Source organism: Geodermatophilus sp. SYSU D00684, from assembly GCF_054050455.1.
In genome coordinates this window covers 135,579-161,749 of record NZ_JBJGZI010000003.1, presented here as the reverse complement: position 1 = coordinate 161,749, position 26,171 = coordinate 135,579, and the positions used below count along the sequence as shown (strand labels likewise).

At 77.1% G+C, this 26,171-nt stretch carries 26 protein-coding genes; 18 read left to right on the top strand and 8 right to left on the bottom strand.

The window, feature by feature from the left end:
* The first annotated feature begins 129 nt into the window (after positions 1 to 129).
* Positions 130 to 2,463, top strand: a complete 2,334-nt coding sequence (locus ACI79L_RS03255; protein ID WP_456935394.1) for a heavy metal translocating P-type ATPase — start codon at positions 130 to 132, stop codon at positions 2,461 to 2,463.
* 48 nt (positions 2,464 to 2,511) lie between these two features.
* A complete protein-coding gene (locus ACI79L_RS03250) occupies positions 2,512 to 3,435 on the top strand; it encodes an alpha/beta fold hydrolase (RefSeq protein WP_456935393.1) in 924 nt (307 codons plus the stop codon).
* A 45-nt stretch (positions 3,436 to 3,480) separates the two neighbouring features.
* Here the strand turns inward: ACI79L_RS03250 and ACI79L_RS03245 are convergent, their stop codons facing one another.
* Positions 3,481 to 4,230: a hypothetical protein gene (locus tag ACI79L_RS03245; protein ID WP_456935392.1), complete on the bottom strand. Its 750-nt coding sequence runs from the start codon at positions 4,228 to 4,230 to the stop codon at positions 3,481 to 3,483.
* 326 nt (positions 4,231 to 4,556) lie between these two features.
* Here ACI79L_RS03245 and ACI79L_RS03240 point away from each other — a divergent pair, with 326 nt between their 5' ends.
* The 6 genes from ACI79L_RS03240 to ACI79L_RS03215 are packed head-to-tail and all read left to right on the top strand — an operon-like array spanning position 4,557 to position 9,673.
* Positions 4,557 to 5,201, top strand: a complete 645-nt coding sequence (locus tag ACI79L_RS03240) for a response regulator transcription factor (protein ID WP_456935391.1) — start codon at positions 4,557 to 4,559, stop codon at positions 5,199 to 5,201.
* Complete coding sequence (locus ACI79L_RS03235; RefSeq protein WP_456935390.1) at positions 5,198 to 6,628, top strand: ATP-binding protein; 1,431 nt, start codon at positions 5,198 to 5,200, stop codon at positions 6,626 to 6,628. Before ACI79L_RS03240 ends, ACI79L_RS03235 begins: the two co-directional genes overlap by 4 nt.
* A 56-nt stretch (positions 6,629 to 6,684) precedes the next feature.
* The gene (locus ACI79L_RS03230) at positions 6,685 to 6,999 is read left to right on the top strand and encodes a hypothetical protein (RefSeq protein ID WP_456935389.1); all 315 of its coding nucleotides are present in this window, start codon (positions 6,685 to 6,687) and stop codon (positions 6,997 to 6,999) included.
* A complete protein-coding gene (locus tag ACI79L_RS03225) occupies positions 6,992 to 7,216 on the top strand; it encodes a hypothetical protein (protein ID WP_456935388.1) in 225 nt (74 codons plus the stop codon). The genes ACI79L_RS03230 and ACI79L_RS03225 overlap by 8 nt, the downstream gene beginning before the upstream one ends.
* Complete coding sequence (locus tag ACI79L_RS03220) at positions 7,206 to 8,111, top strand: FAD:protein FMN transferase (RefSeq protein WP_456935387.1); 906 nt, start codon at positions 7,206 to 7,208, stop codon at positions 8,109 to 8,111. The genes ACI79L_RS03225 and ACI79L_RS03220 overlap by 11 nt, the downstream gene beginning before the upstream one ends.
* The gene (locus ACI79L_RS03215; protein WP_456935386.1) at positions 8,108 to 9,673 is read left to right on the top strand and encodes an FAD-binding oxidoreductase; all 1,566 of its coding nucleotides are present in this window, start codon (positions 8,108 to 8,110) and stop codon (positions 9,671 to 9,673) included. The genes ACI79L_RS03220 and ACI79L_RS03215 overlap by 4 nt, the downstream gene beginning before the upstream one ends.
* Positions 9,674 to 9,691: 18 nt before the next feature.
* Here the strand turns inward: ACI79L_RS03215 and ACI79L_RS03210 are convergent, their stop codons facing one another.
* Positions 9,692 to 10,288: a sensor histidine kinase gene (locus ACI79L_RS03210; protein ID WP_456935385.1), complete on the bottom strand. Its 597-nt coding sequence runs from the start codon at positions 10,286 to 10,288 to the stop codon at positions 9,692 to 9,694.
* Between the two features lie 215 nt (positions 10,289 to 10,503).
* On the opposite strand from ACI79L_RS03210, the gene ACI79L_RS03205 reads away from it, so the two are divergent.
* Genes ACI79L_RS03205 through ACI79L_RS03190 form a run of 4 tightly spaced genes read left to right on the top strand, consistent with a single transcriptional unit; the run spans position 10,504 to position 14,549 of the window.
* The gene (locus ACI79L_RS03205; protein ID WP_456935384.1) at positions 10,504 to 11,181 is read left to right on the top strand and encodes a hypothetical protein; all 678 of its coding nucleotides are present in this window, start codon (positions 10,504 to 10,506) and stop codon (positions 11,179 to 11,181) included.
* Complete coding sequence (locus ACI79L_RS03200) at positions 11,178 to 11,999, top strand: glucose 1-dehydrogenase (protein WP_456927122.1); 822 nt, start codon at positions 11,178 to 11,180, stop codon at positions 11,997 to 11,999. Before ACI79L_RS03205 ends, ACI79L_RS03200 begins: the two co-directional genes overlap by 4 nt.
* Positions 11,996 to 12,931 carry a cyclase family protein gene (locus ACI79L_RS03195; protein ID WP_456935383.1) on the top strand — a complete coding sequence of 312 codons (936 nt, stop codon included), beginning with the start codon at positions 11,996 to 11,998 and terminating at the stop codon, positions 12,929 to 12,931. Before ACI79L_RS03200 ends, ACI79L_RS03195 begins: the two co-directional genes overlap by 4 nt.
* A 10-nt stretch (positions 12,932 to 12,941) precedes the next feature.
* Complete coding sequence (locus ACI79L_RS03190; protein WP_456935382.1) at positions 12,942 to 14,549, top strand: FAD-dependent oxidoreductase; 1,608 nt, start codon at positions 12,942 to 12,944, stop codon at positions 14,547 to 14,549.
* 430 nt (positions 14,550 to 14,979) lie between these two features.
* Here ACI79L_RS03190 and ACI79L_RS03185 read toward each other — a convergent pair whose 3' ends face one another.
* From ACI79L_RS03185 to ACI79L_RS03175, 3 genes are all read right to left on the bottom strand, one after another.
* Positions 14,980 to 16,299: an NERD domain-containing protein gene (locus ACI79L_RS03185; protein ID WP_456935381.1), complete on the bottom strand. Its 1,320-nt coding sequence runs from the start codon at positions 16,297 to 16,299 to the stop codon at positions 14,980 to 14,982.
* A gap of 197 nt (positions 16,300 to 16,496) precedes the next feature.
* The gene (locus ACI79L_RS03180) at positions 16,497 to 17,723 is read right to left on the bottom strand and encodes a cation:proton antiporter (protein ID WP_456935380.1); all 1,227 of its coding nucleotides are present in this window, start codon (positions 17,721 to 17,723) and stop codon (positions 16,497 to 16,499) included.
* Positions 17,724 to 17,734: 11 nt separating this feature from the next.
* Entirely contained in the window at positions 17,735 to 19,138 is a 1,404-nt protein-coding gene (locus tag ACI79L_RS03175) for a dihydrolipoyl dehydrogenase family protein (protein WP_456935379.1), read from the bottom strand.
* A 116-nt stretch (positions 19,139 to 19,254) separates the two neighbouring features.
* On the opposite strand from ACI79L_RS03175, the gene ACI79L_RS03170 reads away from it, so the two are divergent.
* The 3 genes from ACI79L_RS03170 to ACI79L_RS03160 all read left to right on the top strand — a co-directional run bounded on the left by ACI79L_RS03170 (position 19,255) and on the right by ACI79L_RS03160 (position 22,202).
* Positions 19,255 to 21,084: a glycoside hydrolase family 15 protein gene (locus tag ACI79L_RS03170; protein WP_456935378.1), complete on the top strand. Its 1,830-nt coding sequence runs from the start codon at positions 19,255 to 19,257 to the stop codon at positions 21,082 to 21,084.
* 103 nt (positions 21,085 to 21,187) lie between these two features.
* Positions 21,188 to 21,904 carry an RNA polymerase sigma factor gene (locus tag ACI79L_RS03165; protein WP_456935377.1) on the top strand — a complete coding sequence of 239 codons (717 nt, stop codon included), beginning with the start codon at positions 21,188 to 21,190 and terminating at the stop codon, positions 21,902 to 21,904.
* Positions 21,897 to 22,202 (top strand): zf-HC2 domain-containing protein, encoded by a 306-nt coding sequence (locus ACI79L_RS03160; RefSeq protein ID WP_456935376.1) that lies wholly within the window; start codon positions 21,897 to 21,899, stop codon positions 22,200 to 22,202. Before ACI79L_RS03165 ends, ACI79L_RS03160 begins: the two co-directional genes overlap by 8 nt.
* Before the next feature lie 10 nt (positions 22,203 to 22,212).
* Here the strand turns inward: ACI79L_RS03160 and ACI79L_RS03155 are convergent, their stop codons facing one another.
* From ACI79L_RS03155 to ACI79L_RS03145, 3 genes are read right to left on the bottom strand one after another with little or no spacing between them, the layout of a single operon-like run.
* Positions 22,213 to 22,872, bottom strand: a complete 660-nt coding sequence (locus tag ACI79L_RS03155) for a dihydrofolate reductase family protein (protein ID WP_456935375.1) — start codon at positions 22,870 to 22,872, stop codon at positions 22,213 to 22,215.
* A gap of 10 nt (positions 22,873 to 22,882) precedes the next feature.
* Positions 22,883 to 23,320 (bottom strand): DUF302 domain-containing protein, encoded by a 438-nt coding sequence (locus ACI79L_RS03150; RefSeq protein WP_456935374.1) that lies wholly within the window; start codon positions 23,318 to 23,320, stop codon positions 22,883 to 22,885.
* A gap of 16 nt (positions 23,321 to 23,336) precedes the next feature.
* The gene (locus tag ACI79L_RS03145; protein ID WP_456935373.1) at positions 23,337 to 24,374 is read right to left on the bottom strand and encodes an alcohol dehydrogenase catalytic domain-containing protein; all 1,038 of its coding nucleotides are present in this window, start codon (positions 24,372 to 24,374) and stop codon (positions 23,337 to 23,339) included.
* Positions 24,375 to 24,536: 162 nt separating this feature from the next.
* Here ACI79L_RS03145 and ACI79L_RS03140 point away from each other — a divergent pair, with 162 nt between their 5' ends.
* From ACI79L_RS03140 to ACI79L_RS03130, 3 genes are all read left to right on the top strand, one after another.
* Positions 24,537 to 24,785 carry a PLD nuclease N-terminal domain-containing protein gene (locus ACI79L_RS03140; RefSeq protein ID WP_456935372.1) on the top strand — a complete coding sequence of 83 codons (249 nt, stop codon included), beginning with the start codon at positions 24,537 to 24,539 and terminating at the stop codon, positions 24,783 to 24,785.
* A gap of 115 nt (positions 24,786 to 24,900) precedes the next feature.
* Positions 24,901 to 25,434 (top strand): hypothetical protein, encoded by a 534-nt coding sequence (locus ACI79L_RS03135; RefSeq protein ID WP_456935371.1) that lies wholly within the window; start codon positions 24,901 to 24,903, stop codon positions 25,432 to 25,434.
* A 27-nt stretch (positions 25,435 to 25,461) separates the two neighbouring features.
* Complete coding sequence (locus ACI79L_RS03130; RefSeq protein ID WP_456935370.1) at positions 25,462 to 26,148, top strand: hypothetical protein; 687 nt, start codon at positions 25,462 to 25,464, stop codon at positions 26,146 to 26,148.
* Positions 26,149 to 26,171 lie beyond the last annotated feature (23 nt).

Here is a 26,171-nt window from a genome sequence, read left to right as displayed (position 1 = left end):
CCGGTCGCCGTCAGGGAGAGCCGTTGGGCCCTCCTGGTCCGGGTCCCGCGCCGATGGTCCCCGCCACCCGGGACGGCGAGTGTCGGTACCGGCCGGGACCCGCCGGCCGCCACCGGGAGGGTGACGCGCGTGTCCGTCGTCGAGGTCCCGTCCCGCCGTTCCCGCCGCCCCGGGCCGCTGTCGCGGCTGCGGCGGTGGCTGGAGCCGGCGCTGCTGGTGGTGACGCTGGGGTTGCTCGCGGCGGGCGGCCTGGCCTGGGCGGTCGGCGCCGACGGGTGGGACGACGCGCTGTGGGCCGCTGCCACGCTGGTCGCGCTGGTCCCGGCGGCCGGGTGGATGGTGGCCGCGCTGCTGCGGCGGACCCTCGGGGTGGACCTGATCGCCCTGCTCGCGCTCCTCGGCACCCTGGTCGTGGGCGAGTACCTGGCCGGCGCGCTCATCGCGGTGATGCTCGCGACCGGGCGGGCGCTGGACGCCGCCGCGCAGCGGCGGGCGACCCGGGACCTGCGGGCGCTGCTGGAGCGGGCGCCGCGGACGGCGCGCCGCCGGGTCGGCGACGTCGTCACGGAGGTCCCCGTCGACGAGGTCGCGGTCGGGGACCTCGTGGTGGTCGGCCCTGGCGAGGTGGTCCCGGTCGACGGGCTGGTGGAGGGCGGCCCGGCGGTGCTGGACGAGTCGGCGCTGACCGGAGAGCCCGAGCTGGTCGAACGGGCCGTCGGGGACACCGTGCGCAGCGGCACGCTCGACGCCGGCGGCGCCTTCGAGGTGCGCTGCACGGTGCCGGCGGCGCAGAGCACCTACGCCGGCATCGTCGCGCTGGTCCAGCAGGCCGGTGCCGGGAACGCCCCGGTCGTCCGGCTGGCCGACCGGTTCGCCGCCTGGTTCCTGCCGCTGTCGCTCGCCGTCGCCGGACTGGCCTGGCTGGTGAGCGCGTCGATCGAGCGCGCCGTCGCGGTGCTCGTGGTCGCCACGCCCTGCCCGCTGCTGCTGGCGGCGCCGGTCGCCATCGTCTCCGGCCTGTCGCGGACCTCCCGCCTCGGCGTCGTGGTCCGCAGCGGCGGCGCGCTGGAGAACCTGGGGCTGGCCGAGACGATGCTGCTGGACAAGACCGGCACGCTGACCGCCGGCCGCCCGGCGGTGACCGAGGTGCTGACCGCGCCGGGCTGGCCGGCCCCGGAGGTGCTGCGGTTGGCCGCCTCGGCCGACCAGCTCTCCCCGCACGTCCTCGCCGAGGCCGTGGTGGCCGAGGCCCGGGCGCGCGGCCTGGCGCCGGCACTGCCCCGGGACGTGCACGAGGAGCCCGGCCGCGGTGTCGTCGCCACCGTCGAGGGCCGCCGCGTGCGGGTCGGCAAGCGGGAGGCCGAGCCGGACGCCCCCTGGGGTCGCACGGCGGTCGCCCGCGCCGGGCTCGACAACTGCGCGCTGGTCTGGGTGGAGGTCGACGGCGCACCGGCCGGGGCGCTCCTGCTCAAGGATCCGTTGCGGGCCGACGCCGCGCTGACCCTGCAGCGGCTGCGCTCCGCCGGGATCGGCCGGCTCGTGCTGCTGACCGGCGACCGGCCCGAGCCGGCCCGGGAGGTCGGCACCGTGCTCGGACTCGACGAGGTGCGCGCCCAGCAGACGCCGGCGAGCAAGGTCGCCGCGGTCCGCGCCGAGCAGGAGCGGGCCGTGACCGTGATGGTCGGCGACGGGCTCAACGACGCCCCCGCGCTCGCGGCGGCGACCGTCGGGATCGCCATGGGCGCCCGCGGGGCCACCGCCTCCTCCGAGGCCGCCGACGTGGTGCTCACCACCGACCGGCTCGACCGGGTCGCCGACGCCATGGAGATCGCCCGCCGCGCCCGCCGGATCGCCGTGCAGAGCGCGGTCGCCGGGATGGGCCTGTCCCTGGTGGCCATGGCGTTCGCCGCCGTCGGGCTGCTCCCGCCCACGTTCGGGGCGCTGCTGCAGGAGGCCATCGACGTCGCGGTCATCCTCAACGCGCTGCGCGCCCTCCGCGGCAGGCGGGACCGCGGCGGGGCCGTGCAGCCGGGCACCCGGGCGCTGGTGCGCCGCTTCGCCGGCGAGCACGACGAGGTCCGGGAGGTCCTGCCGTTGCTGCGGTCCGCCGCCGACGCCCTCGCGGAAGGGCCGTCCCGGGACGCCGTCGGGGCGCTGCACCGGGCCCGCACCGCGCTCGTCGACCGGGTCCTGCCGCACGAGCAGGCCGAGCAGACCGAGCTCGTCCCGGAGCTGGCCGCGGTCCGGGGGGCCGGCGAGGCGGTGGCCTCCATGGAGCGGTCGCACGCCGAGATCGGCCGCCTGACCGACCGGCTGCAGGCCCACCTCCGTGCGCTGGAGGAGGGCGGCGGGATGGACGCCGCGCGCCGGGGCGACCTCCTGGCCACCCTGTCGGCGCTGCACACCCTGCTGCAGCTCCACCTCGCCGAGGAGGAGACCTGGTTCGCCGTCGCCACGGGATGACCCGGGCGGCCACCGGCACGGCCGCAGCAGCCCCGAGAGGATCCGCCGATGCGCACGGCCGCCCAGCGCCGGCTCAACGCCGTCCAGCGTCCCGACGCCTACCGGGAGGTCCTCCTCCGGTCGGCGGAGGCACCGATGGTGCTGTCGGTGTGGAACGGGCGGCCGGACCGGCCGGCCGTCGTCTTCCTGCCCGGCACCATGACCCACCCGCTGTTCTACGAGGAGTTCCTCGACGCGCTCGACCGCGCCGGCATCGCCGCGGTCGGCGTCCACTCCCAGGGCCACGGCAAGAGCCCCCGGGTGCGCCGGCCCCTCGTGTTCCCCACCCTGGTGACCAACGCCCGCGACGCGGTGGCCTGGACCCGTGCCGCGTTCCCCGGCAGGCCGGTCGCGGTGATCGGCTCCAGCCAGGGCGGCCTCGTGGCGATGGCGCTGGCCGCCGCCGGGGAGCGGCTCGACGCGGTGTTCGCCCACAACGTGCTGGACCCGTCGTTGCCGTCGACGGTCGGGATCACCCGGTTCCCCGGGTGGCTGGCACGGGTGTACCCGGCGGTGGTCGCGGCGGTCCGGACCGGTGGCCGGCTGCTGCCCCGGGTGCCCGTCCCGTTCGACGCCTACCTCGACATGGCCCGCGTGACACGCGACCCGGCGAACGCCGACTACTTCCACACCGACCCGCTGGGCCTGCGCGCCTATCCGCTGCGGTTCCTGGCCAGCCTGGTCGCCGCGGACCTGTCCGGCCTGGCCGACGGGAGCATCCGCTGCCCGGTCACCGTCGTCGCCGGTCGCGGCGACCCGCTGTTCCCGCTGTCCTACACCCGGCTGGTCTACGACCGGATCGTCGCGCCGCGCAGGGAACTGCTCGTCGTCGACTCCGACGTCCACCTGCTGTTCACCGAGGCCCTCGACGCCGTCCTCCCAGCGGTGCTCGACCGGCTGGCACGTCTCTCCCCGGTGGCTCCGCCGCGCTGACCGACGGTCCGTGTCCCGTCACCCGGCCGCGGCCGCGCCGCCGGACTACCCGTCCCGTGGCGTGTCGTCCGGGGGCACCTGCGCTGCCGGAGCGGCACTGGCGTCCATCGCCCGCGCCGCCTCCGCCACCCGGTGCCGGAAGACGCGCCAACGACGCTCGTTGTCGTGCACCAGCCGGGAGGACTCACAGCACAGGTCGGCCGCCCGGGAGAGCACCTCGGCCACCGAGTGCACCCGGCGGGGGGCGACCCGGGCGCCGGCCAGGTCGGCGCGCAGCGCGCCGGGGGTGAGGTCGAGACGCTCCAGCATGTCCGCCGCACGGGCCAGCATCTGCCCGAGCAGCGACTGCATGTGCGCAGCGAGCCAGTCGTTGCTGATGATCCGGTGCCGCTCGCCCAGCACGTCGGCCAGTCCGTCCACGTCCAGCAGCGCCGCGGCCCCCTGCCAGGCGGCCTCCATCGCGGTGGCCAGCCAGCGCCCGCCGGCGACGAAGCCCTCGGCGTCGGCGCGGAGCTCGGCGATCATCGCGGTGATCTCCGCCGGCCGCCCCTCCCCCTCGAGGAACAGCGCCCCGTCCAGCGCGATCGCCGCCTCGCTGTTGAGGTCGTCGGCGCCCATGTAGGGGCTGATCACCTCCCGCCGCGGCGTGGGCACGACGGTGGCCCACCGGTCGGCCAGCGCCTGCAGCGTGCGGGCGTGCCGCTGCAGCCGCAACGCCGTCTCCAGAGGGGAGGACGAGTAGAACCGCTCGTGCTCCCGGTGGACCCGCGCCTGGTTCAGGATCGCCTCCAGCAAGGGCGACAGGGCAGCTGCACCGGCTCCTCCCGCCGTTCCTCTCGACGCCATGCGACCACCCTGGTCCACGCCGCCGCGCGCGGGTCAGTGCCGTTCGTCCCGCGGCGCCCGGGCCTTCGCGGCCCGGCGGGAGCCCGGCACGGCGGGCCGCCGAGGGACCCGGGACCGGGCGACCTTCGGCCCTGCACGCCCGGTGACGCCGGTGGGCACCGTGGTGTCCCGGGGACCGCAGGGAGGTCGGTGTGCGCACGTCGGTCGGCGCGGACCCGGGTGCGGCGCCCCGGGCCGGCTCCCTCCCGAGGCCGCGGGGTCCCCGGCTCCTCCTGGTGGAGGACGACCCGACGATCGCCGAGCCGCTCATCGAGGGCCTGGAGTACGAGGGCTTCGGGGTGCGGTGGGTCCGGACCGGGCAGGCGGCCCTCGCCGACCCCGACGCCGACCTGGTGCTGCTCGACCTCGGCCTGCCCGACGTCGACGGGCGCGAGGTCTGCCGGACGCTGACCGCCCGGTCCGCCACGCCGGTCGTCGTGGTCACCGCGCGCGGCGACGAGTTCGACCGGGTCCTCCTGCTCGAGCTCGGCGCGGACGACTACGTGGTCAAGCCGTTCGGCTTCCGCGAGCTGGTGGCCCGGATCCGCGCGGTGCTCCGGCGCGGCGCCCGGACCCCGGCGGCCGGCGGGCGGCAGGAGCTCGGGGCGCTGACCGTCGACCGGCGCGGCCGGCAGGTCCTGCTGTCCGGGCGCCCTCTGGAGCTCACCGGCAAGGAGTTCGACCTGCTCGCCCTGCTGGCCGAGGAACCCGGGACGGTGCGCCGCCGCGAGGAGATCATCGCCCGGGTCTGGGACGAGAACTGGTGGGGATCGACCAAGACCCTCGACGTGCACGTCGCGTCCCTGCGCAGGAAGCTCGGCGACCCCCGCTGGATCGCCACCCTCCGCGGCGTGGGGTACCGCCTCGACGTCCCGCCATGACCCGCCGCCTGCTGGCCTCCTACCTGACGATCACCGCGCTGGTGCTGGCGGTCCTGGTGGTGCCGCTCGGCCTGGTCTTCGCCGACCACGGGAGCGACGCGCTGTACGCCGCCCTGGAGCGCGACGCCACCTCGGTCGCAGCGGTCGTGGAGGACGACCTCGAGGCCGGCGCCTCGCCGCGGATCGACACCCTGCTGGCCGGGTACGCCGCCGGCGGCGGGCGGATCGTCGTCGTCGACCGCGCCGGGATCGCCCGGGCCGACTCCGCGGACCCCGGCACGGGCGGCGAGGACTTCACCAACCGGCCGGAGGTCGCCGCCGCGCTGTCCGGGGAGCGGGCCACCGGCACCCGCGGCTCGCAGACCCTCGGCGGCGACCTGGTCTACGTGGCGGTCCCGGTCACCTCCGGCGGGCAGGTCCACGGCGCGGTCCGGGTCAGCTACCCGATCGCCGAGCTCGACGAGCGGATCCGGGAGAACTGGCTGCGGCTGGGCCTGCTGTCGCTGGTGGTGCTGCTGGTCGTGGCCGTCGTCGGGGCGGTGCTGGCCCGGCAGGTCACCCGCCCGGTCCGGCTGCTGGAGGACGCCGCCCGGGACCTGGCCGACGGCCGGCTCGGCACCCGGGTCCCGGCGACCGCCGGCCCGCCGGAGCTGCGGTCCCTGGCCGGGACCTTCAACCGCACGGCCGACCAGCTGGAGCGGCTGCTGGACTCCCAGCGGCAGTTCGTCGCCGACGCCGCCCACCAGCTCCGCACCCCGCTGACGGCGCTGCGGCTGCGGCTGGAGAACCTCGAGCGGCACCTGCCCCCGGACCAGGAACCGAAGCTGCAGGCCGCGGTCGCCGAGACCGACCGGCTGGCGCGGCTGGTGGAGTCCCTCCTCGTCCTGGCCCGGGCCGACGCCGGCGCGGTCGTCCCCGTCCCCGTCGACGTCGCCGACGTCGTCGCCGGCCGGCTCGAGGCGTGGCGGTCCGCGGCCGGGCGGCGCGGCGTCCGGCTGACCGCCGGGCCCGGTGTGGACGCCACGGGAACGGCCGTGCCCGGCGCGCTCGAGCAGGTCCTGGACAACCTGATCTCCAACGCCGTCACCGCCTCCCCGCCGGCCGGGACGGTGCGGGTCGCCGTCGCCGCACGGCCGCCGGGCCGCGTCGAGGTGACCGTCACCGACGAGGGACCCGGCCTGGGCCCGGAGCAGCGGGAGCGGGCCTTCGACCGCTTCTGGCGGGCGCCGGACGCACCGCGCGCGGGCTCCGGGCTCGGGCTCCCGATCGCCCGCCGGCTGGCCGAGGCCGGCGGCGGGACCGTCGAGCTGCGGCCGGGGCCGGCCGGCCGGGGCCTGCAGGCCGTGGTCGGCCTCCCGACGGCACCGGCGGGTCCTTTACCTGCGGCTCACCTCCGCCCCGCCTCCCCCTTCCCCGGCCGTTCCTAGCGTGGCTGGCGTGCCGGTCCACCGGGTCCGGCAGCAGTTCCCGCGAGGAGGCTCCGGTGTACCGACGGACCACGATCGCGGCGGTCGCGACCGCCCTGACCCTGCTGGGCGGCGGCTCCGCGCTGGCCGCCAACGCCGGCCTGTTCGACGGGGACCGGCCCGACGGGGCCGGCACCCTGCCGGCCGTCACCACCCCCGACGACGGCACGCCCTCCGGACCGGCGACGGACGTCGCCCCGCCGCCGGCCGACCACGGCGACGCGTACGAGGACGGGTCCCCGGAGGACGACGACCGGGACGAGGACGGGTCCCCCGAGGACGAGGACGGGGACGAGGGCTCCGAGGACGGGGAGGGCGAGCGCGATGACTGACCGCGCCCGGACCGCCGTCGGCGCGCGCGTGCTGGCCCTCGGCGCCAGCGTCGGCGCGACCCTCGCCCTGATGGGTGGCATGGCCGCGGCAGCCGACGACGCCCGCACCGCGACGACCGCGCCGGGGACGTCGACCACGGTGGACCCGCAGCAGCCGGCCGCGTCCCGGCCGGCCCCGACGACCGCTCCGCCGACCACCAGCAGCCATGCCAGCTGAGGCCGTCTTCCCCGTCATGGGCTCCACCGCTCACGTGGTCGTCGTCGCCGACGACCCGGCGCCGCTGCTGGCCCACGCCCGGCGGAGGCTGGACGAGCTGGAGGCCCGCTGGAGCCGGTTCCGCCCGGACAGCGAGGTCAGCGCGCTGAACGCCGCGGCCGGCCGGCCGGTCCCCGTCTCGGCCGACACCGCCGTCCTGGTGGGCCGCTCGCTCGACGGGTGGCGCCGGACCGGCGGACTGTTCGACCCGACCGTGCACGCCGCGCTGCTCGGGCTCGGCTACGACCGCGACCTGGCCCTCGTGCAGGCGGTGCCCGCCGCGACGATCGCCTCCCCCGGCCCGGCACCGGGTTGCGCGGGCATCGACGTCGACCCGGTCGCCTCGGTCGTGCGGCTGCCGCCCGGTGTCGCCGTCGACCCCGGGGGCATCGGCAAGGGCCTGGCGGCCGACCTCGTCACCGCCGAGCTCCGCGCCGCCGGCGCCGCCGGCTGCCTGGTCAACGTCGGCGGCGACCTCCGTGCCGCGGGCGAGGCCCCGACCCCGGCCGGCTGGGTCGTGACCGTGCCCGACCCGCTCCGCCCGGGTGGGGAGCTGCTGCGCGCGGCCCTGCCCGAGGGCGCGGTGGCCACCAGCAGCCGGCTGGAACGCCGGTGGCGCGCCGGCGGCACCCAGGCGCACCACCTCGTCGACCCGTCCACCGGCACGCCGGCCGACGGTGGGGTCGTCGCCGCGACCGTCGTCGCGGAGCAGGCGTGGGAGGCCGAGGTGCTGGCCACGGCCGTCACCGTCGGCGGCCCGGCCGGCTTCGGCCTGCTCGACGGCGCCGCGGCGGTCGCCGTGACCGCGTCAGGTGCCCGGCTCACCGCCGGCGTGCCCGCGGGGGTGCTGCGGTGAGCGACCCGCAGTTCTGGTGGTGGCTCGCCCGGTCCAGCGGCCTGGTCGCCTGGGCCCTGCTGTCCGCCACGGTCGTGTGGGGGCTGCTGCTGCACGGCGGCCTGCTGGGACGCCGGGTACCGGGGGCGTGGACGGCCGCGGTCCACCGCTTCCTCGGCGTGCTCGCGGTGCTCTTCACCGGCCTGCACCTGACCGGGCTGCTGCTCGACGGCTACGTGCAGATGGGCCTCCCGGACCTGCTCGTGCCCCTGGCCAGCGACTGGCGGCCGGTGCCGGTGGCCCTCGGCGTGGTCGCCGGCCACCTGCTGCTGGCCGTCCTGGGCACCTCGCTGCTCGCGTCCCGGCTGCCGCGGCGCTGGTGGAAGCGCGTCCACCTGACCAGCTACCTGCTGTTCTGGTCGGCCACCGTGCACCTGGTCACCGCCGGCACCGACGCCGGGACCGGCGTCGCGCGCGCCGTCGTGGCGGGCACGGTGACCGTGGTGCTGCTGCTGACCCTCGTCCGCATCGCCCGCCCCGCGGGAGCGACGGCGCGGCCGGAGGCGCCGGCCTTCCACCGCCTGCGGGTGGCGGAGGTGCGCCGGGAGACCCCGGACGCCGTCTCCGTGCGCTTCGCCCTCCCCGCGGACCTCGTGCCGGTGTTCCGCTTCCGGCCCGGTCAGCACGTGCTGCTGCGGGCACGGGTCGGCGGTGCCGTCGTGACCCGGCCGTACTCCGTCTGCAGCGGCGTCACCGACGGCGAGCTGCGCATCGCCGTGCGCCGGCTGCCGGGCGGCCGCACGTCCACCTGGGTGACCACCGCCCTGCGCCCCGGGGACGTCGTCGACGTCGCCCCGCCTGCCGGGACCTTCGGCACCGACGTCTCCCGCCTCGCCGCCCGCCACGTCCTCGGCGTGGCCGCCGGCAGCGGCATCACGCCGGTGGTCTCCGTCCTCGCCAGCGTGCTCGCCGTCGAGCCGGGCAGCCGCTGCACGCTGGTCTACGGCAACCGCACCGCGGCGGACACCCTGTTCGCCGGGCGCCTGGCCCTGCTGCAGGAGCGGTACCCGGACCGGCTGCGCGTCGTGCACCTGCGCAGCCGCGAGCCGGTCCGTCCCCCGGTGCTGCCCGGGCGCATCGACCGGGAGGTGCTGCGCCTGCTCGCCGACCGCGGCGACCTCGCCGGCGTCGAGGAGGCGTTCGTCTGCGGACCGGGCGCCATGACGGCCGAGGTCCGGCGGGCGCTGGCCGGCGACCTGGGCCTGCCGCCCGGGCGGGTGCACACCGAGACCTTCGCCGCCGCACCACCGGTGACCGCGGACGCCGGAGGGGGCACCGTCCGCGTCCGGCACCGCGGCGCCGAGCACGCGGTGCCCGTCGCCGCCGGGGAGTCGGTCCTCGACGCGGGGCTGCGCGCGGGCCTGGACCTCCCGTACGGCTGCCGGGCCGGTGCGTGCGGGACCTGCCGCGCCCGATCGGGCCCGGGCGCCGGGGTCGTCCTCGCGTGCCGGACGACCCCGGCCGACGGCGCGGTCGTCGACTTCGACGCCGTCGCGGACCCGGCGACGACCGGTCGCCGGTGACACAGCCGGACGCGGGGGCTACCGCAGCGGGACCGCCCAGGTCAGCCAGGTGCCACCGGCGGGTCCCGGCTCGACGACGCAGGACCCCCCTCGCGCGCTCGCCCGCCGGTGCAGCTCGGCCAGGCTGCCGTCGTCGGGGAGGGCCGCCGGTCCGCCGCCGCCGTCGACGACCCGCAGGGTGACGCCGCCGTCGGCGACGGTGACCACGACCTCGACGGCACCGGCACCGGCGTGCCCGCCGAGGTGGGTCAGGACCGCGCGGACGACGTCGAGCAGCTCGCCGACGACGGGCTCGGGCAGGTCGCCGAGGGGCCCGGCGACGCTGGTCGTCGGCGCGGCGGCCGGCCCCGGGGTGGCCGCGGTGATCGTGTCGAACAGCCGGGACGCGTACCTGCCGGTGTCGGTCGCCGGCCGGTCGGCGAGCGCGAGGACCGCCAGCCGGATCCGCTTGATGGCGTCGTCCAGCTGGGCGGTGGCCGCCCGCAGGCGCTCGGCGAACGGTCCGGGCCCCAGGCCGGCGGCGACGCCGTAGACGGTCAGCCCGGCCGAGTACAGGTCGCGGACGATCTCGTCGTAGAGGCCCGCCGCGGCGTCGTCGTACTCGGACGGCCACATGTCCACTCGCCTCGGCTCAGCCTCCGCGGGCGCCCCGGCACCGTGGGGGCCCGCAACCCGTCAGTCCGCAGGGGACGGTAACCCCCCGGGCGGTTCCTGATGACGGGGGACGGCGCGGCCGGACCCGCCGCGGGCGGTCGGGGTGCCGCTCCCGGTGGCTCCGGGAAGCCGGCCGGCCCGCGTAACGAACGGCGCCGGCGAGGGACGACGGGTGCATGACCCGCACCTCGCCGCCGGCGCTGGCCACGACCCGGCACAGCTGGCACCTGCTCGCCGAGCACGTCCTCGCCGCCGGGCAGTACGCCGCCTCCGGGACCATCCGGCTGCGCCCGTTCCCGGGCGGCTACGCCACCACCCGCGGCGTCGGCGGCCGGCAGCTCGCCGTCGTCGCCGACCGGCTGGTGGTCGTCGACGGGGACGCCCGGCACCAGCACCCGCTCACCACGCTCGGGGCCGCGGCCGACGCCGCCGGCGTCGAACTCGGCCTGCGCGGCAGCTACTCCCCCGCCACCGTCCCCCACCCGGACGCGCCGCTGCCGGTCGACGCCGCCGCCGCGCACCGGCTGGCCGCGTGGTGGGCCCTCGGCGACGCCGCGCTGCGCCGCCTCGCCGCCGGGCTCGGCACGCCGGCCGAGCCGGTGCTGTGGCCCGAGCACCTGGACCTGGCGATCACCCTCGACGCCGTCAACTACGGGGTCTCGCCCGGCGACGACGCGACGCCGGAGCCCTACCTCTACGTCGGCCCGCACGAGGGGCCGACGTCGGACGACCCGTTCTGGAACGCCCCCTTCGGCGCCCTGGTCGGCGCCGGCCGCATCCGCACGCCCGACGACGCCGTCGCCTCCTTCACCGAGGGACGGGCACGGGCACTCACCGACAGGAGCAGGACGTGAAGGGTCTGCAGGGCAAGAAGGCGCTGGTCACCGGCGGCAGCTCCGGCATCGGGCAGGCGATCGCCATCCGCCTCGGTCAGGAGGGCGTCGACGTCGCCATCAACTACGTCGGCGCGCCCGAGGGCGCCGAGGAGACCCGGGAGGCGATCGAGCACGGCGTGGAGATCTGCATGAAGGAGATGTCCGCGGCCGGCACGCACCCGATCCTGGTGGCCGCCGACGTGTCCTCCGAGGGGCAGGTCGGCGCGATGTTCGAGCAGGCGCTCGGCGAGTACGGCCGGATCGACCTGCTGGTCAACAACGCCGGCATCCAGGTCGCCGCCGACAGCGACGCGCTCGACGCCGCCGCCTTCGACCGGGTGCTCGCGGTCAACCTGCGCGGCGCGTTCCTGTGCAGCCGGCAGGCCGTCCGCACGTGGCTGGGCACCGGCTCGCCGGGCTGCATCGTCAACGTCTCCAGCGTCCACCAGGTGATCCCGAAGCCCCGCTTCCTCGGCTACTCGGTCTCCAAGGGCGGCATGCAGAACCTCACCCGCACCCTCGCCCTCGAGTACGCCGCCCGCGGCATCCGGGTCAACGGCATCGGCCCGGGCGCGACGGTCACCCCGATCAACCGGTCCTGGATCGACGACCCCGTCAAGCGGCAGATGGTGGAGAGCCACATCCCGATGCGCCGCGCCGGGGACGCCGAGGAGATGGCCGCGATCACCGCGTTCCTCTGCTCGGACGAGGCCGCCTACGTCACCGGCCAGACCCTGTTCGTCGACGGCGGGCTCACCCTCTACCCGTCGTTCGAGACCACCTGGTCCTCGGAGTGACGGCGCTGGACCGCCCGCCCTCCGCCGACGAGCGGACGGCGGGCTGGTTCCCCTCCCGCTGGGGCCCGGACGACGCCGCCGGCGCGCTCAACGAGATCACGCCCGAGGTCGTCCTCGCGGCGGTCGCCCTGGTGCGCACCGGGCGGGTGCTGGACCTGGCGCACGTGCTGCACGCCGACGTCCCGGCCTTCCCCGGGCGGACGTTCCGCTCCTACCTGACGACCAACGCCCACTTCGTCAACCGCCGCCGGCCGGACGGCGGCGGCCCCGAGGGCTGGGGCCGCAACGGGGTGAACTGGGTGGTCGAGCAGATCACCGCCACCCAGCAGATGGGCACCCACCTGGACGCGCTCAACCACCTGCAGGTCGGTGACCGCACCTACAACGGCCACCGGCTGGCCGACATCGCCGAGGAGTGGGGCACCGCCCGGCTCGGCGCGGAGACGCTGCCGCAGGTGGTCACCCGCGGCCTGCTGCTCGACGTCGCCGCCGTCCGCGGGGTCGACGCCCTGGGCCCCGGCGACGTCGTCACGGTCGACGACGCCCGGGCCGCGCTCGGCGGGCGGACGCCGCGCCCCGGGGACGCCGTCCTGTTCCACACCGGCTGGGGCCGGTTCTGGAGCGAGGACCCCGGGCGGTACTCCTCCGGCGAGCCCGGCCCGGGACTGGAGCTGGCCGGGTGGCTGGCGGAGCGGCGGATCGCCCTGACCGGCTGCGACACCTGGAGCCACGGCCCGGTGCCGGCCGAGGACCCCGACGAGCCGTTCGTCGTCCCGCAGACGCTCAACGTCCGGCACGGCGTCGTCGTGCTGGAGAACCTGCGGCTGGCCGAGGCGGCCGCGGCCGGGCTGCGCGAGTTCTGCCTCGTCGTCAGCCACGCCAAGCTGCGCGGCGCCACCGGCGCCTGGGTCACCCCGCTCGCCATCACCTGAGGAGGACCCCATGGCCGAGCACGCCGACGTCGTCGTCATCGGGTCGGGAGCCGGCGGCGGCGCCGTCGCCTGGGCGCTGGCCCCTACCGGGAAGCGGGTGCTGGTCCTCGAGCGCGGCGACTGGCTGCCGCGGGAGGTCGAGAACTGGGACCCGCGGGCGCTGTGGGCCGACAAGCGCTACGCCAACAGCGGCCAGTGGACCGACGGCGCCGACGGGCGGCGGTTCACGCCCAAGCAGCACTACTACGTCGGCGGCAACACCAAGTTCTACGGCGCGGTCCTCTACCGCTTCCGCGAGCGGGACTTCGGGCCCGTGCAGCACGTGGACGGCGTCTCGCCGGCGTGGCCGGTCACCTACGCCGACCTGGCGCCGTGGTACGACCGGGCCGAGCAGCTCTACCAGGTGCACGGCACCCGCGGCGAGGACCCCGACGACCCGCCGGCGTCCGGCCCGTACCCGTGGCCGGCGATCAGCGACGAGCCGCGGATCGCCCAGCTGCGCGCCGACCTGACCGCCGCGGGCCTGCACCCGTTCTCCCTGCCGAACGGCATCCTGCGCGACGAGGCGCAGCCGCACCTGTCGGCGTGCATCCGCTGCGCCACCTGCGACGGCTTCCCGTGCCTGGTGCAGGGCAAGGCGGACGCCGAGGTGATGACCGTCCGGCCGGCGCTGCGGTCGCCGAACGTCGAGCTGCGGACCCGGGCGCGGGTGGTCCGGCTGGAGACCGACGCCTCCGGCCACCGGGTCTCGCGGGTCGTCGTCGACCGCGACGGCGAGCGCGAGGAGTACACCGCCGACGTCGTCGTCCTGGCCGCCGGCGCGATCAACTCCGCCGCGCTGCTGCTGGCCTCGGCGTCCGACCGGCACCCGGCCGGGCTGGGCAACGGTTCCGGGCACGTGGGCCGGCACCTCATGCTGCACAACAACTCCGGCCTGGTGGCGTTCTCGAAGACGCCGAACCCGACGCGCTTCCAGAAGACGATCGGCGTGAACGACCTCTACTGGTCCGACCCGTTCGACCCGGACTGGGAGTACCCGGTCGGCTCGATCCAGATGAACGGCAAGAGCGACGCGGTGCTCATCGGCTTCGACGTCCCCGACGCCCGGGACCCCGCCGACCTCGCCCGCCACTCGATCGACTTCTGGCTCACCACCGAGGACCTGCCGCTCGACGAGAACCGGGTGACCGTGGACGCCGACGGCGGGATCCGGCTGTTCTACCGCCGCACCAACGCCGCCGAGGTCGCCCGGCTGCGGATGCGCCTGATGGGCCTGCTGGACTCCATCCGCTGCGAGCAGGACGTGTACGAGAACCGCCAGTACGCCGGCGGGCAGCTGGGCATCGGCGGGGTGGCGCACCAGAACGGGACGATCCGCTTCGGGCCGGACCCGGCGACCGCGCCGCTGGACCTGGACTGCCGCATGCACGAGGTCGAGAACCTGTACGTGGCCGACGCGTCGTTCTTCGTGTCGAGCACCGCGGTGAACCCGACGCTGACCATCGTCGCCAACGCGCTGCGGGTCGCCGACCGGATCGCCGAGCGCCTCGGTGTGCCCGGCACGGCCGCCGCCGTGCCGCGGCCGCGGACCTCACCGCAGGCCACCACCGTGCGCTGACGCCGACCGTCCCGCTCCGGAACCCCTCGTCCTCGGTCGCCGTGCTGGGCACCGCGCTGCCGGCGGGGGCGGACCACCGGACGTCCTCCACCCCGACGAGCGCGGCTGGAGCGTGGGTCGCGGGGGGCACCGGACGTCTACCCCGCCGGCCTCGTCGTCAGCCGACGTGAGTCGAGCACCCTCGCGGTGCCCCGGTCGGGCGAGATCACTTAACGCGGCACGTTCAGCCGCGGCCGGTATGCAGCCCGCTGGGGCTACGGCGGCCGGCGCGGCCCGGCCTCCACCGCCCGGCCGCTCGTGCTCTGCCCACTCCCGCGGGGCAGAGCACGAGTGTCCCGCGGGAGGTCGCGACCGTCCCCCCGCGCGGCCACCTCGTCCGGTCCCGGACCATCCGGACGCGGTTCCCGGGCGGCCCGCCCGAGCAGGCCGGTCAGCCCCGGAGGTAGTCCCGCTTGGTGCGGTTGATGCGCGCCTGCTCGATGACCTCGGGGCGACTGTAGAACTCCCGCTCCCGCTCGCCCTGCTCGCGGAAGCAGGCGAGGCTCTTGGCGTTGCTCCGGCGGTCCCACGCGACGTATCCGTAGCCGAGCAGGAACACGGCGGAGACGGCGGTGAGGAACTGCCCGCCGGTGGTGAGCTCGTAGCCGAACGCCGAGGGCTGCAGCGCTGAGCCCAGCTCCCACAGGCCGATCCCGAGGGCCAGCGCCAACGCGCCCAGGACTCCCTTGCTGCGCAGGAGGCGAACCGGGCGGAGCCTCGAACGCAGCTCGGCGCGCCGCCGAGCGGCGGCGTTCCGGTTCAGCCTGTCGACGGTCTCCTGGCTGCGGGCGAAGGCCGCCCGCAGCTCCGGGTCGAGGACGCGCGCACGCCGCCCCGCCTTGATCGCCCCACGCAGGAGCGCGTTCACCCGGAAGAGGGCGAACAGCGCCACCACCGGCACGGCGATGCCGATGGAGGTGCGCAGCAGGTCTCCGGGGAGCCCCGAGTCCACCGAGTTGTAGGCCCAGTACAGCACCGCCTCGACGGCGGTCGCCCCGCCGAGGTACGCGGCCACGGTGGCTACCACCTCTCCTCCGGCGGAGCCGGACCGCTGCAACCCGGCGGTGGGGAGCGGTGCGGTGCCCCCGTATCCCCCCGAAGGACGGCCGGTGGGGGCGGCCCGGCGCGGCGCGGGGACGTCGGCCCGGGACGTGAAGCCCTGCCGGCGGAGCGTCGCCCCGTCCACCTGCACGCCCAGCATCTGCAGCAGCGCGGCGGCCGTCTCGAGGGTGACCTCCGCCGGCCGGTCGGCCGGCAGGGTCGTCACGTGCGGGAGGTCCTCCATCACGCAGACGTGGCCGTCGCCCAGTCGCAACGCCGGGGTCTCGGTCGTCACGCCCTCACCGGCGACCGCCACGCCGAAGTGGACGAAGGGCATCCCGGGCACCGCCGCGTCCCGCGCCGCGCCGCGGAGGACTTGTGCGGCCTGCCGGGCCTGGGCGTACGGGTTCTTGTTCCCCGCGAAGTCCGCCGCGGTCCCACCGACCGTCCACGGCCCGTTGAGCGCCGGCACGAGCTGCCCGGTCAGCCTGGTGCCCTTCCCCTCCACCACCGTGATGCGGTGCGGGGTGATCGTGACCGCGTCCAGCTCCCGGGTCCGGTTGCCGTGCGCCACGAACGGGCAGAGCACGAGGATGCCCTGCTGACGGGCCAGCGCCGGGCCGAACTCCCGTTCCGTGCGGTTCGGCTGGTTGGCCTCGATGACGTGCACAGACGCTCCTCTGACCGAGCCTCGCGGCTCCGCTACCTCGCTGACGAGCCTGGTGAGGCGGCCCGGGCACCCCGACCACGACGGCCGCCGTGTCGCAGCCAACCAGGGGGATCGGGGCGTGCGGGCGTCACGATGGCCCGGACTCACTCACACGGGGAGTCCGGCGGCGGCACCGCCGGAGCCCCGTGTCCGAGGGATCAGCCGGCACGCGCGGGTTCCGGTGCCGGCACTTCGGGGACCGGGTCGGACGGGGGCTGTCGGCCCAGCAGCCCGAGCGCCACCGCCGGGTACACCAGCACCGACAGCAGCCCGGCGCAGACCAGCGCCGCCCCGGTCACCGGGTCCAGCCGGCCGGTGGCCTCCCCGATCTGCACCGCGGTCACCAGGAACGGCAGCGAGGTCGCCTGCAGCAGCCCGACCGCGGCCGCGCCCCGCCGGCCCAGCGCCGGGACGTGCAGCACCGCCGGCAGGCCGCGCACGAGGAGCAGGACGGCGAGGAACACCGGGACCCGCAGCAGCGCGCCCGGCTCCTCGACCAGCCCCCGCAGGTCCAGCCGCACCCCGCTGGCCACGAAGAACACCGGGATCAGGAAGCCGAACCCGATCGCCTCCAGCTTGAGGCGGAAGTGCGGGTGCGTGGCCGAGTCGCGGTCGAGCACGCCGACCAGGGCGCCGGCCAGGAACGCGCCGAGCAGCAGCTCCAGACCGAGCCGCTCGGCGAGGACCACGAACGCGAACAGCAGCACCACCACGAGCCGCACCCGGATCTCCGCCGTCGTGTCCTGCAGCCGGACGAGCACGTCCCCCAGGCGCATCGACATCCCGATCCGGCCCAGCACGACGGCCAGGACCGCGACCAGCACGCCGAGGCCCGCGAGGACGGCCGCCGTCGTACCCGCGCCCCCGCCGGAGGCCGAGAACAGCAGCGTGAGCAGGACGATGGCGGAGAAGTCGGCCACCGACGCGCCGGCGATCGTGGTCTGCCCCACCGGGGAGGCCACCTGCCCGGCGTCCTTGAGCACCGGGACCACCAGCCCCAGCGCGGTGGCGGTCAGCGCGACGGCGAGGAACAGCGGGCTCGCGGTCCAGCCCAGCGCGTCGGCGCCCAGCCCCACCAGCGCGGCCAGCCCGAGGCTGACCGCGTAGCCCAGCCCCGCCGTCCCCAGGGACCGCCCCCGCAGCCCGCGCAGGTCGATCTCCAGGCCCGCGAGCAGCAGCAGGAAGGCCAGCCCGACCAGGGCCAGCACCTGCACCGGCAGGTCCACCTCGACCCAGCCCAGCACCGACGGGCCGAGCACCACCCCGGCGACGATCTCCAGGACCACCGACGGGACGCGCAGCCGTGGCGCCCAGCCCAGCGCCAGCGGCACCGCCGCGGCGACCGCCGCGACCACCAGCAGGTTCGTGAACGAGACCTCGGGCACGGCGCACCCCGTCAGGTCCCCGCCGCCTCGAGGGCGTGCAGCCACACCTCGGCGACCGTCGGGAAGGCGGGGACGGCGTGCGCGAGGTCGGCCAGCGGCACCCGGGCGGCCACCGCGACCGTCGCCGAGTGCAGGAGCTCCTGCACGCCGCTGCCGGTGATGGTCACGCCGACGAGGACGCCGGCCGCCTCGTCCACGACCAGCCGCGTCGTCCCGCCGAGCCCCTCGCCGGAGACGTAGGACCCGGGCACCTCGCCGGTGCCCACGTCGACCACGCGGACGGCGAGGCCGCGCTCCCGCGCCTGGGCGGCGGTGAGCCCGACCGCGCACACCTGCGGGTCGGTGAAGGTGACCCGGGGGACGGCGTCGCGGCTGGCGCGGTCCCGGGCGTCCCGGCCGGTGACCACGTCCGCGGCGACCCGCGCCTGGTACTTGCCCATGTGCGTGAACGGGGCCAGCCCGGTGCAGTCGCCGACCGCGTACAGCCACTCCCCCGCGACGCCGACGGCGCGCAGCCGGTCGTCCACCGGGACCGGCCGTCCCGGCGTCAGCCCGGCGGTCTCCAGCCCGACGTCGCCGGTGCGGGGCCGCCGGCCCACGGCGACCAGCACCTCGTCGGCGGTCACCTCGTCACCGGTGTGCAGGGCGGCCCGCACCGGCCCGTCGGACCCCTCGCGGCGGATGCCGGTCAGCAGGGTGCCCAGCCGCACAGCGACCCCCTCCCGCTCGAGGGCCTCCCGCACCTGCTCGCCGGCGAAGGGCTCCTCCCGCGGCAGCAGGCGGTCCATCCCCTCGACGACGGTGACCTCGGCCGCGCCCAGCCGCCGGAACGCCTGCGCCATCTCCAGCCCGACGGCGCCGCCGCCGAGGACGAGCAGCCGCCGGGGCACCTCCTTCGCCGACGTCGCCGACCGGTTGTCCCAGGGCCGCACGTCGGCCAGCCCGGGCACCGGGGGCAGCACCGGCACCGACCCGGTCGCGAGCACGACCGCCCGCCGGGCGGTCACCAGCGGCCCGCCCGCCACCTGCACGCACCGGGGCCCGGCGAGCCGGCCGGTCCCGCGCAGCAGGCGGATGCCGTGGTCGGCGAGCCACTCCTGCTGACCGCGGTCGTCCCACGAGGCGGTCATGTAGTCCCGGCGGGCGAACGCCGCGGCGGCGTCGACCGGGACGTCGAGCACGGCGCCGGCGCCCGGCACCCGCGCCGCCGCGGCCCGCACGTCCCCCGGACGCAGCAGCGTCTTGCTGGGGATGCACCCCCAGTAGGAGCACTCGCCGCCGACCAGCTCGCTCTCGACCAGGGCGGTCTCCAGGCCGCGGTCGGCGCAGCGGCCCGCCGCCACCTCCCCCGCCGGGCCACCACCCACGACGACGACGTCCACCTCGAGCACCTCGGACACACGGGACTCGGACACGGCGACCTCCTCGCTCTCGCCGTCCCCGTCCCCACCCCCCGGCCGGGCGTTACGCGTAACGGCACCGGCGGCGGCGCGACTGCACAGGCACGACCGCTCGACCCCGGGAGACCGCCATGAGCTCCACCCCCATCGCCGACCTCGCCTTCCTCTCCGACCGGCACTCCTGCGCGCTGGTCGACCGCGGCGGCACCGTGGAGTGGCTGTGCTTCCCGCGCTTCGACGGCCCGGCGGTGTTCGCCCACCTGCTCGACGACGACGCCGGCCACTGGTCGGTGCACCCGGACGGCGAGTTCACGGCCACCCGCCGGTACGCCGGCCGCTCGCTGGCGCTGGAGACGACGTTCCGCACCGCGGGCGGCGAGCTCGTGCTCACCGACGCGCTCGGGCTCGGGCCGGACAACGGCGGGCACCGCATCGGCGTCGACGCCCCGCACGTGCTGGTGCGCCGGCTGGCCTGCACCGCCGGCGAGGTGGAGGTGCTCGTCGACTACCGGCCGCGGCCGGAGTACGGGCTCATCGTGCCGCTGCTGTCCCACCTCGACGGCGGGGTCGCCGCGCGCGGCGGGGCGGACTGGCTGGTGCTCACCCTCCCGGCGCCGGCGGAGCTCGACGAGGGCCGGGCCAGGGCGCGGCTGCGGCTGCGCGCCGGCGACGTCGTCCACCTGGCGCTGCAGCGCAGCACCCTCGGCGACCCCGTGCCCGCGCACGTGTGGTCCCAGCCGGAACTGGCCGGGCTGCTCGACCGCACGCTGGAGGCCTGGGAGTCCTGGTGCGCCCTGCACCAGTCCTACGACGGCCCCTGGGCGGACCTGGTCCACCTCTCCGGGCGGGTGCTGCAGGGGCTGTCGTACCAGCCCAGCGGCGCGGTCGTCGCCGCCGGGACGACGTCGCTGCCCGAGGGCGTGGGCGGCGAGCGGAACTGGGACTACCGCTACTCGTGGGTGCGCGACGCCAGCTTCACGATGGAGGCGCTGTGGGTGGCGGCCTGCCCCGACGAGGCCGAGGACTTCTTCGCCTTCATGACCACCGCCGGCGCCGGGGGCATCGGCCCGGACGTGTCGCTGCAGATCATGTTCGGCGTCGCCGGGGAGCACGACCTCAGCGAGCGGACGCTGGGCCACCTGCGCGGGTGGCGGGACAGCCGCCCGGTGCGGGTCGGCAACGGCGCGTGGGACCAGCGCCAGGTCGACGTCTACGGGGAGCTGCTCGGCGCGGCCGCGCGGCTGCGCGACCAGCTGGCCGGGCTCGACGAGGAGACCCGCTGGTTCCTCGCCTCCTGCGCCGACACCGCCGCGGTCCGCTGGCGGGACCCCGACCAGGGCATCTGGGAGGTCCGCGGCGAGCCGCGGCACTTCCTGTACTCGAAGGTCATGTGCTGGGTGGCGCTGCACCGGGCCATCGAGCTGGCCCCCCGGCTCGGCTGCGAGGACCGGGTCGACGAGTGGGCGAAGACGTGCGAGGAGATCCGCGACACCGTGCTGCAGCAGGGGTGGAACGAGGAGGCCGGCGCCTTCACCCAGTCCTTCGGGTCCACCGCGCTGGACGCCTCGAACCTGGTGCTGCCCATCGTCGGCTTCCTGCCCGCCGACGACCCGCGGATGCTCGCGACGATCGACGCGATCGCCGACCGGCTCACCGACGAGCGGGGCCTGGTCTACCGCTACCGCACCGAGGAGGGGGTCGACGGGCTGGCCGGCGAGGAGGGCACCTTCCTGCTGTGCACCTTCTGGCTGGCCGAGGCCCTCGCGCTGGCCGGTCAGGTGGAGCGGGCCCGCGCGGTGTTCGAGCGGGCGGCCGGCTTCGTCAGCGACCTGGGCCTGCTGGCCGAGGAGGTCGACCCGGCCACCGGCGAGCTGCTCGGGAACGTGCCGCAGGCGTTCAGCCACATCGGCCTGGTCAACGCGGCGTGGGCGATCGACCAGGCCGAGCGGGCCCGGAGGTGAGCGTCCCGGCGGGACCTCCTCCCCTGACGCCCCCGGTCCCGGCTCCGCAGGATGGCCGCAGCGGTTCCCCGTCCCCGGTCGTCGCGGCGCGAGGAGCAGGTCCATGCCACAGGAGTCGGGCTCCTCGGCGGTCGCCGCCGCCGTCCGGGAGGGCGGGAGCGAGGCCCAGGCCGAGCTGCTCGGGCGGCTGCGCGCCGGGGACCGCGGCGCCTTCGGGGACCTGGTGGACGCCTGGTCGGGTGCGCTGCTGCGCGTGGCCCTGCTGCACGTGTCGACGCGCGCCTCCGCCGAGGAGGTCGTGCAGGACACGTGGCTGGCCGTGATCCGGCAGCTGGACCGGTTCGAGGGCCGGTCCTCGCTGCGCACCTGGGTGTTCCGGATCCTCGAGAACCAGGCCCGCTCCCGGGGCGCCCGGGAGGTCCGCGTGCTGCCGTGGTCCTCCGCCTTCCCCGACGAGGACGGCCCGGACGGCGGCCCCACCGTCGACCCGGCCCGCTTCCGCGGCAGCGCGGACCGGTGGCCCCGGCACTGGACCGACGCCGGCGCGCCACGCCCCTGGCACCCCCCGCCGGAGGAGGCCGTGGAGGCCGGCGAGGTCCGCCGGGAGCTGCGTACGGCGCTGGCCGAGCTGCCCGAGCGGCAGCGCACCGTGGTCGAGCTGCGCGACGTGCACGGCCTGACGTCGGAGGAGGTCTGCGAGCGGCTGGGCATCAGCGCCGGCAACCAGCGGATCCTGCTGCACCGGGGCCGCGCGCGGCTGCGCGCCCGGCTCGAGGACGTGTACCGCGGTGCACCGGGGGAAGGAGAGGGCCGTGGCTGAGCTGCCGGCGCCCCGCCCCTCCGCCGACGACGTCCTGGAGGTCGCCTGCCAGGAGTTCGTCGAGCTGGTCACCGAGCACCTCGAGGGCGCGCTGCCCGAGCCGGTCGACCGGGCGGTCCGCGCGCACCTGGAGCTGTGCGACCCGTGCGTCGTCTACCTCGAGCAGGTCCGCGGCACGGCCGCCGCGCTGCGGGCGCTGCCGGTGCCGACGCTGCCCGACGCGGCCCGCGAGCGGCTGCTCGACGTGTACGGCGCCCTCCACGCGGGCCGTGCGGGCCGCGACGCCCCGCCCGCCTGACCGGTGCCGCTCACCCGCCCGGCGTGGACCTCGTGTCCTGGCCGCGCCGCACGCGGTAGCGCAGCCACACGAGTCCGCCGCCCCCGTCCGGGCTCCCGCAGTCGGTCAGCTCCAGCGGCACCAGCGGCAGCGGCGCCGCACCGTGCCAGCGGGGACCGGCACCGACGAGGACGGGGTGGACCAGCAGGCTGACCTCGTCGACCAGGCCGGCGGCCAGCAGCGCGCCGGTCAGCCTCCCGCCGCTGTCCACCCGCACCCGCCGCAGGCCGCGGCGACCGAGCTCGGCCAGCGCCGCGGCCAGGTCGACGCGGTCCCCTGCGGTGGAGAGCTCCTCGACGTCGGTCGCGGCGCCCGGCGGGACGTCGCCGGCCCGCAGGGCGAGGACCCCGGACCAGTAGCCGGCCCGGGCGAGCGCCTGCCACGCCGTGACCCGCCGGCGGCCGTCGACGACCGCGAGCAGGGGCCCGTCGGCCGCCGGTCCCGGCTGCGGGGCGCCGGCCAGGTCGGCCTCCTGGGCGAGGACGGTGTCGGCCCCGGTCAGCGTGACGTCCTCGTGCCAGGTCCCGGCCAGGGCGTAGAAGCGTCCGACGTCGACCGGGAACCCGGTGCTGGCGCCGTCCAGGGAGACCGCGGCGTGCACCACCACGTGCGGGCGGCGGGCCGCGTCCACCCCGGCGCCCTCAGCCGACCGGCGCGGCGTCGGCCACCTCACCCAGCGCGTCGGCGAGCCGGTCGCGCGCCTCGGCGGCGACCGGCGCCAGCGCGGCCCGGCCGGTCACCTCGACCATCACGTCGGGGTCCATCGCCGCGACCCGGGTGACGCCGTCCTCGCCGACCCGGACGACGACGTTGCACGGCAGCAGCAGCCCGACGTCGGGCTCCGCCTGCAGCGCCCGGTGCGCCAGCGGCGGGTTGCAGGCGCCCAGGATCACCTGCGGCGGCACCTCGACGCCGAGCTTCGCCCGCAGGGTGGCCGCGACGTCGATCTCGGTCAGCACGCCGAAGCCCCGCGCCGCCAGCGCGTCGCGGACCCGCGTCACCGCCTCGTCGTACGGGAGGCCGACCTCGACCGCCATCCCGTAGGACCGGCCGTCCTCTCCCTGCTCCCCTGCCGTCACCGTGGTGTCCTCCCGCTCACCGGTGGACCACGACCTTGAGCGCGCCGGACGCGACCGGGTCGGAGAACAGGTCGTAGGCGGCCGGCACCTCGGAGAAGCCGAACCGGTGGGTGACGATGCGGCCGGCGTCGAGCTTCCCGGCCTGCAGCATCCGCAGCAGCATCGGCGTCGTCCACGTGTCCACCAGGCCGGTGGTGATGGTGACGTCGCGGATCCACAGGTCCTCGAGGTGCAGCGTCGTCGGCTTGCCGTGCACGCCGATGTTGGCCACCCGGCCGCCCGGCCGGACCACGTCGACGTCGAGGTCGAACGTCGCCGGGATGCCGACGGCCTCGATCCCGACGTCGGCGCCGAGCCCGCCGGTGAGCTCCCGCACCCTGCCGACGACGTCCTCGTCGGGCGCGAGCACGAGGTCGGCGCCGAGCTCGGTGGCCGCGGTCCGCCGCGCCTCCACCGGGTCGACGACGACGATCCGCTCCGGCGTGTAGAGCCCGGCGGTCATCACCGCGGCGAGCCCGATCGGCCCCGCGCCGACGATCACCACGGTGTCGCCCGGCCGCACCCCGCCGTTGAGCGCCCCGACCTCGTAGGAGGTGGGCAGGATGTCGGCGAGCATCAGCGCCGCCTCGTCGGACACGCCCTCCGGCAGCCGGTGGACCGAGCCGTCGGCGTACGGGACGCGCACCGCCTCGGCCTGCACGCCGTGGGTGGTGTGCCCGAGGATCCAGCCGCCCCCGCCCAGGCACTGGCCGTACCGGCCCTCCCGGCAGTACCGGCACCGGCCGCACGCGGTGATGCAGGAGATCAGCACCCGGTCGCCGGGCTGGACGGTCCGGACGCCGGGGCCCACCTCGGTGACGGTGCCGACGGCCTCGTGCCCGAGGATCGTCCCCGGGGTCACCTCGGGGACGTCCCCCTTGAGGATGTGCAGGTCGGTGCCGCAGATGGTGAAGCCGTCGACCCGGACGACGGCGTCCTCGGGGTCCTCGACGCGCGCGTCGGGGACGACCTCCCAGGACCGCTTGCCGGGACCGTGGTAGACGAGCGCCTGCATGACTCTCCTCCCGATGTCGGAGCGTCCAGTCCAGCGCGGCGGCGACCGGCGCCCGGAGTGCCGAACGTCCCGCACGGCAGGGACGCACCGCCCCTCGCGCCCGGCCGGCCGGCGCCGGAGGCTCGACGGGACGGGACCCGCACCGGTGCCGAGGAGGCCGCCATGACGTCCGCGAGCACGACGTCCGCGAGCCGGGACCGGGCACGCCGCTGGGCGGAGCTGACACCGCGGGAGCGCGGCGTGCTCCTCGCCCTCGGCGCGGTGCAGGTGTCCCTGGCGGTCGCCGCGTGGACCGACCTGGCGCGCCGCCGTCCCGACCAGGTCAACGGCCGCCGGGCCGTGTGGGCGGCGGTCATCGCCGTCAACTGGGTGGGTCCCGCCGCCTGGTTCCTGTGGGGCCGCCGCCGCTGAGCGGCCCTCCCGCCAGCGACCTCCGGCCCGCGCGTCCGGGCCCTCCGCCCGTGACCGCCGGACGCCGGCGCCGCGCAGCATCGGCAGCGACCGGAACCCGAGGGAGGACGTCGCCGTGAGCCGTGCACTGGTGGTCTACGAGTCCCTGTTCGGCGACGCCGCCGCGATCGCCCGCGCGGTCGCCGCGGGCCTCGCGGAGTCGATGCCGGCCGACGTCGTGGCCGCGGCCGACGCGCCGGCCGAGATCGGCCCCGACGTCACCCTGCTGGTCGTCGGCGGGCCCAACCACGCCTTCGGCATGCCGCGGCCCTCCACCCGGCGCAGCGCGGTGGACCAGTACGGCGCCGCGGTGCCCGATCCCGGCACCGGCCTGCACGAGTGGCTGGAGTCCGCGCACGCGCCCGAGGGGGTGTTCGCGGCGGCGTTCGACACCCGCGGCAGCGGCCACTCCGTCATCACGCGGATGGACCACGCGTCCCGCACCGAGGAGAAGCTCCTCGGCCGGCTGGGCGCCCGCGTCGTCGCGCCGGCCGAGCACTTCTCCGTCGTCGGCACCACGGGGCCGCTCGTCGAGGGCGAGGAGGAGCGGGCCCGGGCGTGGGGCCGTGACCTCGGCGTCCGCACGACCTCCGCCGCGGCCGGCCGGTAGCCGGGGACGCGACCGGAGGTGGAGACCGTGAGGCCCACGACCGCGCCGGTGAGGCCGCCGGAGGACACCGGACCGCGGCTGACCCCGCTGATGGCCGTGCTCGAGGACGTGGCGACCGCCGTCGTCCGCGGCCGGGCGGGCCTGCCGGGACGGTCCGCCTGCGTGGTCCTGCACCCCGACCGGCTCGAGGTCGAGGGGCCGTGCGGGACTGCCGCGCCGGCCTCCCTGCTCGCCGCCGGCGGCCTGGTGCTCGACCTCCGCGCGGCGCTGGCGGCCGCGGGCTGGGCCGCCACCGTCGACCGCCTGCCCTCCGGGCCCGGCGGCCCGCTGGCCGTCCTGCACCCCGCGCCCGGCCTGCCGGACCCCGACCTCGCCGCCCTCCCGCCGGTCGCGCCGGCCGGGGAGCCCGGCGGGGACGACGTCCCCGCCGGCGTGGTCGCGCGCCTCGCGGCCGCGGCCGCCGCGGAGGGGGCGCCGGTCGTGTCGGTCGGGAGGCGGCCGCCGGTCCTCGTCCTCGACTGGCGCACCGACGACGCCGCCGCGTGGCTGCGGACGGGAGAGGCGCTGCAGCGCGTGGCCCGCACCGCCGTGGCCCTCGGCTGCACCGCGGTCCCCTCCCCGCCCGCCGGCGGGCGCGCGCGGACCGCCGTCCGGCTGGGCCGCCGGCAGGGGCACCCGGCTCCCCCGGGGGCGCCGCCCGCCACGGCGCGCTGACCCGCGCGCCGGCGGCCAGCGAT